The 8,329-nt window shown below is 46.5% G+C and carries 9 protein-coding genes; all 9 read left to right on the top strand.

Annotated elements, in window-relative coordinates:
* Positions 1-262 precede the first annotated feature (262 nt).
* Positions 263-922, top strand: coding sequence for a (d)CMP kinase (cmk, locus tag Q1M25_RS06265; RefSeq protein ID WP_049333702.1), 660 nt, complete (start codon positions 263-265; stop codon positions 920-922).
* 154 nt (positions 923-1,076) lie between these two features.
* Positions 1,077-2,762: a 30S ribosomal protein S1 gene (rpsA, locus tag Q1M25_RS06260; RefSeq protein ID WP_003678994.1), complete on the top strand. Its 1,686-nt coding sequence runs from the start codon at positions 1,077-1,079 to the stop codon at positions 2,760-2,762.
* Positions 2,763-2,772: 10 nt separating this feature from the next.
* Complete coding sequence (locus Q1M25_RS06255) at positions 2,773-3,087, top strand: integration host factor subunit beta (RefSeq protein WP_003678992.1); 315 nt, start codon at positions 2,773-2,775, stop codon at positions 3,085-3,087.
* 259 nt (positions 3,088-3,346) lie between these two features.
* Positions 3,347-4,483, top strand: a complete 1,137-nt coding sequence (gene zapE / locus Q1M25_RS06250) for a cell division protein ZapE (RefSeq protein WP_049333700.1) — start codon at positions 3,347-3,349, stop codon at positions 4,481-4,483.
* Between the two features lie 94 nt (positions 4,484-4,577).
* On the top strand, positions 4,578-5,003 hold the full coding sequence (gene ndk, locus Q1M25_RS06245) for a nucleoside-diphosphate kinase (protein WP_150537440.1): 426 nt from the start codon (positions 4,578-4,580) through the stop codon (positions 5,001-5,003).
* Between the two features lie 168 nt (positions 5,004-5,171).
* The gene (gene rlmN, locus Q1M25_RS06240) at positions 5,172-6,260 is read left to right on the top strand and encodes a 23S rRNA (adenine(2503)-C(2))-methyltransferase RlmN (RefSeq protein ID WP_003683577.1); all 1,089 of its coding nucleotides are present in this window, start codon (positions 5,172-5,174) and stop codon (positions 6,258-6,260) included.
* An 8-nt stretch (positions 6,261-6,268) separates the two neighbouring features.
* Complete coding sequence (gene pilW, locus Q1M25_RS06235; protein WP_063075505.1) at positions 6,269-7,024, top strand: type IV pilus biogenesis/stability protein PilW; 756 nt, start codon at positions 6,269-6,271, stop codon at positions 7,022-7,024.
* Positions 7,025-7,909, top strand: a complete 885-nt coding sequence (locus Q1M25_RS06230) for a RodZ domain-containing protein (RefSeq protein WP_285069928.1) — start codon at positions 7,025-7,027, stop codon at positions 7,907-7,909.
* Position 7,910: 1 nt separating this feature from the next.
* Positions 7,911-8,329 (top strand): flavodoxin-dependent (E)-4-hydroxy-3-methylbut-2-enyl-diphosphate synthase (locus Q1M25_RS06225; RefSeq protein WP_300482997.1); only part of this gene is annotated, 419 nt, incomplete at its 3' end.

The raw sequence follows: 8,329 nt of genomic DNA, 5'->3' as shown, positions 1-8,329 counted from the left end.
AGTCTGTCTCACTCTCATGCAAAGGTAAGATCAACCATTTAATCCGCTTACCCCTAAATTCTAAGACCGTTCCCGACCCGTTATTTCAGACGGCCCGAACAATCAGACAAAGCGGTTAAATTATGATTTTGGCCATTATACCCGATAAGGTCGAGCCACTTTTCCCTCAAATCTAAATCACACAAAAATTTTCGTTTTCAGACAGACAAAGCAACGTATAATAAACGGTTAATTCAAATACCTATCGCATTCAGGAGAACACATGAGCCTCAAGCAAAAAGTCATCGCCATCGACGGCCCCAGCGCATCCGGCAAAGGGACGGTTGCCTCACGCGTAGCCGAAGCCTTGGGTTTTCTTTACCTCGACTCCGGTGCGCTTTACCGCCTGACCGCGCTTTACGCACAAAAACAAAATGTTGTCTGGACAGATGAAGATGCCGTCAGCACACTGGCAGAAACCTTGCCCGCACAATTTGAAGGCAGCGCCGTATTATTAAACGGCGAAGATGTATCCGAGCAAATCCGTACCGAAGCGATCGGTATGGGCGCATCTGCCGTCGCGCAGTTGTCTAAAGTGCGTACCGCCCTTTTGCAGCGCCAACGCGACTTCCTAACCGAAAAAGGTTTGGTCGCCGACGGTCGTGATATCGGCTCGGTTATTTTCCCTGATGCCGCATTAAAAATTTTCCTGACCGCAAGTGCCAATGTCCGCGCCCAACGTCGTGCAAAACAACTCGGTATCCCATGCGAAGGCGTTGCATTCGAGCGCATTTTGTCAGACATTGAAGCGCGCGACGAAGCAGACCGCCGCCGCCCTGTTGCTCCGTTGAAACAGCTGCCCGACGCCCTGCTTTTAGATACCGATAACCTTTCTATCGAAGAAGCTGTAAAAAAAGTGCTTGATTGGTATCATAAAGTTTAAAATTTGGAGTATAATCGCGAAGTTTTCATTTCAGACGGCCTGTTAATCCTATAACAAGGCCGTCTGAAAACATTTCCCAACCTGCCGCGCCAAGGACGGCAGGTCATTTCAAACCTAACCCGCACCCCTTGGCGGTGTACCGAAAAGAGTATATATGACTATGGAAAATTTTGCCCAGCTGCTGGAAGAAAGCTTTACCCTGCAAGAGATGAACCCAGGTGAAGTGATTACTGCCGAAGTAGTCGGCATCGATCAAAACTTCGTTACCGTTAACGCAGGTCTGAAATCAGAATCTCTGATTGATGTTGCTGAATTCAAAAACGCTCAGGGCGAGATTGAAGTTAAGGTTGGCGATTTCGTTACCGTTACCATCGAATCTGTTGAAAACGGCTTCGGCGAAACCAAACTGTCCCGCGAAAAAGCTAAACGCGCTGCCGACTGGATCGCTTTGGAAGAAGCTATGGAAAACGGCGACATCCTGTCCGGCGTTATCAATGGCAAAGTCAAAGGTGGTCTGACTGTTATGATCAACAGCATCCGTGCATTCCTGCCGGGTTCTTTGGTTGACGTACGTCCTGTAAAAGACACTTCTCACTTCGAAGGCAAAGAAATTGAATTCAAAGTGATCAAACTGGACAAAAAACGCAACAACGTTGTTGTGTCCCGCCGCGCTGTTCTGGAAGCTACTTTGGGCGAAGAACGCAAAGCCTTGCTGGAAAACCTGCAAGAAGGTTCAGTTATCAAAGGTATCGTTAAAAACATCACCGATTACGGTGCATTCGTTGACTTGGGCGGCATCGATGGCCTGTTGCACATCACCGACTTGGCATGGCGCCGTGTGAAACACCCAAGCGAAGTTTTGGAAGTTGGTCAAGAAGTAGAAGCTAAAGTCCTGAAATTCGACCAAGACAAACAACGCGTTTCTCTGGGTATGAAACAACTGGGCGAAGATCCTTGGAGCGGCCTGACCCGTCGTTACCCACAAGGTACCCGCCTGTTCGGTAAAGTATCCAACCTGACCGACTACGGTGCTTTCGTTGAAATCGAACAAGGCATCGAAGGTTTGGTACACGTTTCCGAAATGGATTGGACCAACAAAAACGTACACCCAAGCAAAGTTGTTCAACTGGGTGACGAAGTTGAAGTAATGATCCTGGAAATCGACGAAGACCGCCGCCGTATCTCTTTGGGTATGAAACAATGCCAAGCTAACCCTTGGGAAGAGTTTGCTGCCAACCACAACAAAGGCGACAAAATCTCCGGCGCAGTTAAATCTATCACTGACTTCGGCGTATTCGTAGGTCTGCCTGGTGGCATCGACGGCCTGGTTCACTTGTCTGACCTGTCTTGGACTGAGGCCGGCGAAGAAGCTGTACGCAAATACAAAAAAGGCGAAGAAGTTGAAGCCGTTGTATTGGCAATCGACGTTGAAAAAGAACGCATCTCTTTGGGTATCAAACAACTGGAAGGTGATCCGTTCGGCAACTTCATCAGCGTAAACGACAAAGGTTCTTTGGTTAAAGGTTCTGTGAAATCTGTTGACGCCAAAGGTGCCGTAGTTGCTCTGTCTGAAGAAGTTGAAGGCTACCTGCCTGCTTCTGAATTCGCCGCTGACCGCGTTGAAGACCTGACTACCAAACTGAAAGAAGGCGACGAAGTTGAAGCCGTTATCGTTACCGTTGACCGCAAAAACCGCAGCATCCGTCTGTCTGTTAAAGCGAAAGACGCTAAAGAAAACCGCGAAGCGCTGAATTCAGTTAACGCTGCTGCAACTGCCAATGCCGGTACTACCAGCTTGGGCGACTTGCTGAAAGCCAAACTGTCCGGCGACCAAGAATAAGGTTGCAGACATGACGAAGTCTGAATTGATGGTTCGCCTCGCGGAAGTGTTTGCCGAAAAAAATGGCAACCAACTGCTGGCTAAAGATGTCGAATACAGTGTAAAAGTCTTGGTTGATACCATGACCCGCTCACTGGCTCGTGGACAACGTATCGAAATCCGCGGCTTCGGCAGCTTCGACTTGAACCACCGCCCTGCCCGTATCGGGCGCAACCCCAAAACCGGAGAACGCGTGGAAGTGCCTGAAAAGCATGTTCCTCACTTCAAACCTGGTAAAGAGTTGCGTGAGCGTGTAGACTTGGCATTGCAAGAAAGTGCTCATTAATACTTAGTAGCAAAACGCCGCAGAAATGCGGCGTTTTTTTGTTTTCTCAAGAAATATAAAGCCAGATCTTTTTACGCATACCTTAATCGCACACTATTTCAACTATATTTACTACAATGTTTGTGCAAAAAACGCAGGCCGTCTGAAATCATTTATAATAGACCAACTATTCTGTAATGAAAACATCATTCCAACTACTGTCCAAACTATTGCGGATGATGTTTCAACTATCGCCAGTAAAGCATAATAAAGGTTACACATGAGCAATAGAGACCAACTATTCACACCACCTCCATTTGAAAACCACAGCCCATTGACTTGGTATCAAGCTGCAGCCGAGCAACCCAACTTTATCCGCGATGAAGCCCAAGCGCGAGCCATTGAATATTTGGATCGTTTGTGGACCGAGCTGATGATGTTCAAACGCAAACGCAACCGTTTTCTTGGCCGTAGCTTGCGTTCCCCCCAAGTTCCTAAAGGGCTCTATTTTTATGGCGGCGTAGGACGAGGTAAAAGCTTTTTGATGGATGCTTTTTTCGGCTGCCTCCCTTATCGTCGTAAACGTCGCGTGCATTTCCATGCTTTCATGGCCGAAATCCATCAACGCCTTAAAGTATTGAAAAGCGAAGCCAACCCTTTAAAAGCCGTTGCAACAGAAATTGCCAAAGAAACACGTGTATTATGCTTTGACGAGTTCCACGTCAGCGATATTGCCGATGCTATGATTTTGGGCCGTTTGCTGGAAAACCTGTTGAGTGAAGGTGTAGTCTTGGTAGCCACTTCCAACTACGCTCCATCCGAACTCTATCCTCAAGGCCAAAACCGCAGTAGCTTTCTGCCAACCATCGCCCTTATCGAATCTAACCTGACCGTTTTAAATGTAGATGGTGGCGAAGATTACCGATTGCGCACATTACGCCCTGCCGAAATTTTCTTTGTGCCCAATAATGAAGAAAACGAGCAAAAACTGGCTGCTTTATTTAAAGAAATGAGCGGAATCTCTGAATTAAACCCAGGCATCAGCATTATTCATGGAAGGGAAATTCCTCATAAAGCCCAGTCAGAACGCGCCATCTGGTTTGATTTCCGTGCATTATGTTTCGGCCCTCGCTCACAAGCTGACTATCTGTACTTGGCTGAACATTACGAGATGGTTTTCCTTTCAGGATTAGAACGTCTAACCCCTCAAGAAAAAGCAGAAGCACGCCGTCTGACATGGTTAATTGACGTTTTATACGATTTTCGTGTGAAATTGTGCGCCACCAGCGCAGTTGGCGTAAACGATATTTACGTTGAAGGCGATTTTGCCGAAGAATTTACCCGTACAGCCAGCCGTATGATCGAAATGCAATCTGAAGTCTACTTGGAACAACCACACCTGACTTTAAGCAAATAATGCCTTTCCCAAAAAGGGGCGAAATTTGGTAGAATACACTTCCCTCGCCTCTTGGCTACGATAACCCACCTTTCAATAAAAACAAGGACATAACATGGCCATCGAACGTACGATTTCCATCATCAAACCCGATGCAGTAGAAAAAAACGTCATCGGCAAGATTTACAGCCGCTTTGAAGAAAACGGCTTGCGCATTATTGCGGCAAAAATGAAACATCTCTCTGAGCGTGAAGCAAAAGAGTTTTATGCCGTACACAAAGGCCGCCCTTTTTATGAAGACTTGGTTAAATTCATGACACGCAGCCCCGTCATGATCCAAGTATTAGAAGGTGAAAACGCCGTTGCCAAAAATCGCGAATTGATGGGTGCAACCAACCCAGCCGATGCAGCTCCGGGCACAATCCGTGCCGACTTTGCAGAATCTGTCAGTGTTAATGCCGTACATGGTTCTGACAGCGTTGAAAATGCTGCGATTGAAATTGCTTACTTCTTCAGCCAAAGCGAAATCTGCCCACGCTAAGAATAAAAGCCTGTAGTCGCTTTACGGCCGTCCGATTCATATCGGACGGCAAAACTGCTTTGTATGTCCTACAAATTAAAGGCCGTCTGAAAACCCAAAGGCTATTAAAGCAAAGCTGCCCAATAAGCCCCTTTGCTTTAAAAGCTTTACTGAGAAACATAAAAATACATGAAAACCAATCTACTGAACTACGATTTAAACGGACTGACGCAACACTTTGCTGAAATGGGCGAAAAACCTTTTCGTGCCAAGCAGGTAATGCGTTGGATGCATCAAGCGGGTGCACAAAACTTTGAAGAAATGACTGACTTGGCCAAATCATTGCGGGCCAAATTGAATGAACAAGCCACAATCGAAGTGCCTAAATTAATGATGGCACAAGAATCTACTGACGGTACACGCAAATGGTTGCTGGATGTCGGCACGGGCAACGGTGTAGAAACCGTCTTCATTCCCGAAGCCGAACGCGGTACTTTGTGTATCTCTTCCCAAGTCGGTTGCGCATTGGAATGCACCTTCTGCTCTACCGGACGACAAGGTTTCAACCGCAACCTGACTGCCGCTGAAATTATCGGTCAGCTTTGGTGGGCCAATAAAGCCATGGGCGTTACCCCTAAAAACGAACGCGTTATCTCCAACGTGGTGATGATGGGCATGGGCGAACCCATGGCAAACTTTGACAATGTTGTTACCGCTTTGAGCATTATGCTGGATGATCACGGCTATGGTTTAAGTCGTCGCCGCGTAACTGTTTCCACTTCGGGCATGGTTCCACAAATGGACAGACTGCGTGATGCAATGCCTGTTGCTTTAGCCGTGTCTTTACACGCATCCAACGATGAAGTGCGCGATCAAATTGTTCCACTCAACAAAAAATACCCGCTCAAAGAATTGATGGCGGCTTGTCAACGTTATCTGGTCAAAGCCCCCCGCGACTTTATTACCTTTGAATACGTTATGCTCGATGGCATCAACGATAAAGCACAACATGCGCGCGAATTGATTGAGTTGGTTAAAGACGTACCCTGCAAATTCAATCTGATTCCGTTCAATCCTTTCCCAAATTCCGGCTACGAACGTTCTACCAACGAAAATATCCGTGTCTTCCGAGATATTCTGCAACAAGCCGGCTTTGTCGTTACTGTCCGCAAAACCCGCGGCGACGATATCGATGCCGCTTGCGGACAATTGGCCGGACAAGTACAAGATAAAACACGCCGCCAACAAAAATGGCAACAGATTTTGGTCGAACAATAAGGTTAATTATGAAAATCAAGTTCGGATTCGCTTTACTTACCGCACTGACTCTTTCTGCCTGCGCTTCCTCTTCCGGCCCAAGCCCTAAAGAACGTGCCATTCAAGTTTCTAATATCAAAACCCAACTGGCTGTGGAATATATGCGCGGCCAAAACTACCGCCAAGCTACTGAAAGTATTGAAGAGGCGCTTAAGTCCAATTCAAAAAATGACCTTGCTTGGTTGGTACGCGCCGAGATTTATCAGTATTTGAAGGTCAAAGATAAAGCTCAGGAAAGCTTTCTTAAAGCATTGTCTTTAAAACCTGATAGCGCGGAAGTCAACAACAACTATGGTTGGTTCTTGTGCAATCAAATGAATGCACCAGCCGAATCTTTGGCTTATTTTGACAAAGCACTGGCCGACCCAACCTACCCAAGCCCCTTTATTGCCAATATGAATAAAGGCATTTGTAGTGCAAGGTTAGGTCAATACTCTTTAGCCCAAGCCTATTTGGAAAGGTCTTTAGCAGCGAATCCGCAATTCTTCCCTGCTTTCAAAGAACTTGCCCGAACCAAAATGATGGCAGGAAATCTTAACGATGCCGACTATTATTTCCGCCAATACCAAAGCAAAGTTGATGTTCTGCAGGCTGACGATTTGCTTTTAGGCTGGCGTTTGGCTACCGCTTTGGGTAATAAACACGCCGCATACGAATATGAAGCCCAACTTAGGGCAAACTTCCCCTATTCAGACGAACTACAAACTGTCACAACAGGCCACTAAATGGAAAATAACGATAAAATCAACTACGACACACAAGCCGCCAAAACATTGGGGGATGAATTACGCAAACACAGAACTGATGCCAAAATCGATATTCAAGATGTTGCTTCACGGTTGAAACTGTCTGCCAAACAAATTGATGCTTTGGAAAAAGGGGAATATTCAGGCTTTCCCGGTTTAGTCTTTGTTTCAGGCTATCTGCGTTCATATGCACGATTTCTGAAAATCGATGAACAAACCATCGCCAAACATTTACTCTCCATTACTCCGCAACTTGAAGACCATGTATACGCGGTAACACGCAGCGCCAACGCCGGCTTAAGCTACACAGACACTGAAAAACAAGGTTTCCCAAAATGGATATTGGGAATAGCCGCATTGGCTTTGGCTGTAGGCGGCGTTTACTTTTGGCAAAGTAAATCCAGTTTTGAAAATGAGCAGGCAAATATTCAGAACAGCAAAGATGTTGCTGATACGATGAAAACGCCTGCCTTAAAAACGGATAATGTTGCCGTTAGCGAAATGACGGAAGACGGCAAAAAAGAAATTACCAATAAGCCTGAAGTGACTAATGATCAAGCAGCTTCTGAAGCTTCTGCCGTAGCACAAGAAGAGAAGCCTGCCGTCAAAGTTGAGAAAGACGAACTTTGGATTAAAGTCCAATACCGAAGCAATCTGATTATTACGGATAAAGATGGAAAAGTTGTATTCAGCCGTATCGTTCCGGCCGGAAGCGAACAACGTCTAAGAGGCGGCGCGCCTTACAATGTTTGGATCGGCATTGCAGCCGGCTCTGAAGCCAATTACGGCGGCACACCTATCGAACCTTTAAAATACCGTGTTGCCGGTGAAAAATCCGCCTCTTTTGTTGCAGGAAAAAACTAAAATGACCACACCTAAACGCCGTCAGACACATCAAGTCAAAATTGACCACCTCATCGTCGGCTCCGATGCGCCCGTTGTTGTGCAATCTATGACCAATACCGACACCGCAGATGCAGAAGCAACCGCCCGACAGGTCAAAGAGTTGAGCGATGCCGGCTCAGAAATGGTCCGTATCACGGTCAATACTCCTGAAGCGGCTTCCAAAGTAGCCGAAATCCGCAGCCGCTTAGACGATATGGGTTACACCACGCCTTTGATTGGTGATTTCCATTTCAATGGCGAACGCTTATTGGCTGAATTTCCCAAATGCGGCAAAGCCCTGTCTAAATACCGTATCAACCCGGGTAATGTTGGCAAAGGTGCAAAAGGCGATGAAAAATTTGCCTTTATGATTCGTACTGCCGCAGAAAACAATAAAGC

It is taken from the genome of uncultured Neisseria sp. (assembly GCF_951230505.1).
Taxonomy (GTDB): domain Bacteria; phylum Pseudomonadota; class Gammaproteobacteria; order Burkholderiales; family Neisseriaceae; genus Neisseria.
The sequence above is the reverse complement of the archived record's forward strand: the minus strand, read 5'-3'. Positions and strand labels throughout refer to the sequence as shown.

Bases quoted from the DNA above. Each gene is read 5' to 3' on its own strand.
- zapE (WP_049333700.1), top strand. From the start codon at position 3,347: ATGAGCAATAGAGACCAACTATTCACACCACCTCCATTTGAAAACCAC.
- rpsA (WP_003678994.1), top strand. From the start codon at position 1,077: ATGACTATGGAAAATTTTGCCCAGCTGCTGGAAGAAAGCTTTACCCTG.
- ndk (WP_150537440.1), top strand. From the start codon at position 4,578: ATGGCCATCGAACGTACGATTTCCATCATCAAACCCGATGCAGTAGAA.
- pilW (WP_063075505.1), top strand. From the start codon at position 6,269: ATGAAAATCAAGTTCGGATTCGCTTTACTTACCGCACTGACTCTTTCT.
- cmk (WP_049333702.1), top strand. From the start codon at position 263: ATGAGCCTCAAGCAAAAAGTCATCGCCATCGACGGCCCCAGCGCATCC.
- Q1M25_RS06230 (WP_285069928.1), top strand. From the start codon at position 7,025: ATGGAAAATAACGATAAAATCAACTACGACACACAAGCCGCCAAAACA.
- Q1M25_RS06255 (WP_003678992.1), top strand. From the start codon at position 2,773: ATGACGAAGTCTGAATTGATGGTTCGCCTCGCGGAAGTGTTTGCCGAA.
- rlmN (WP_003683577.1), top strand. From the start codon at position 5,172: ATGAAAACCAATCTACTGAACTACGATTTAAACGGACTGACGCAACAC.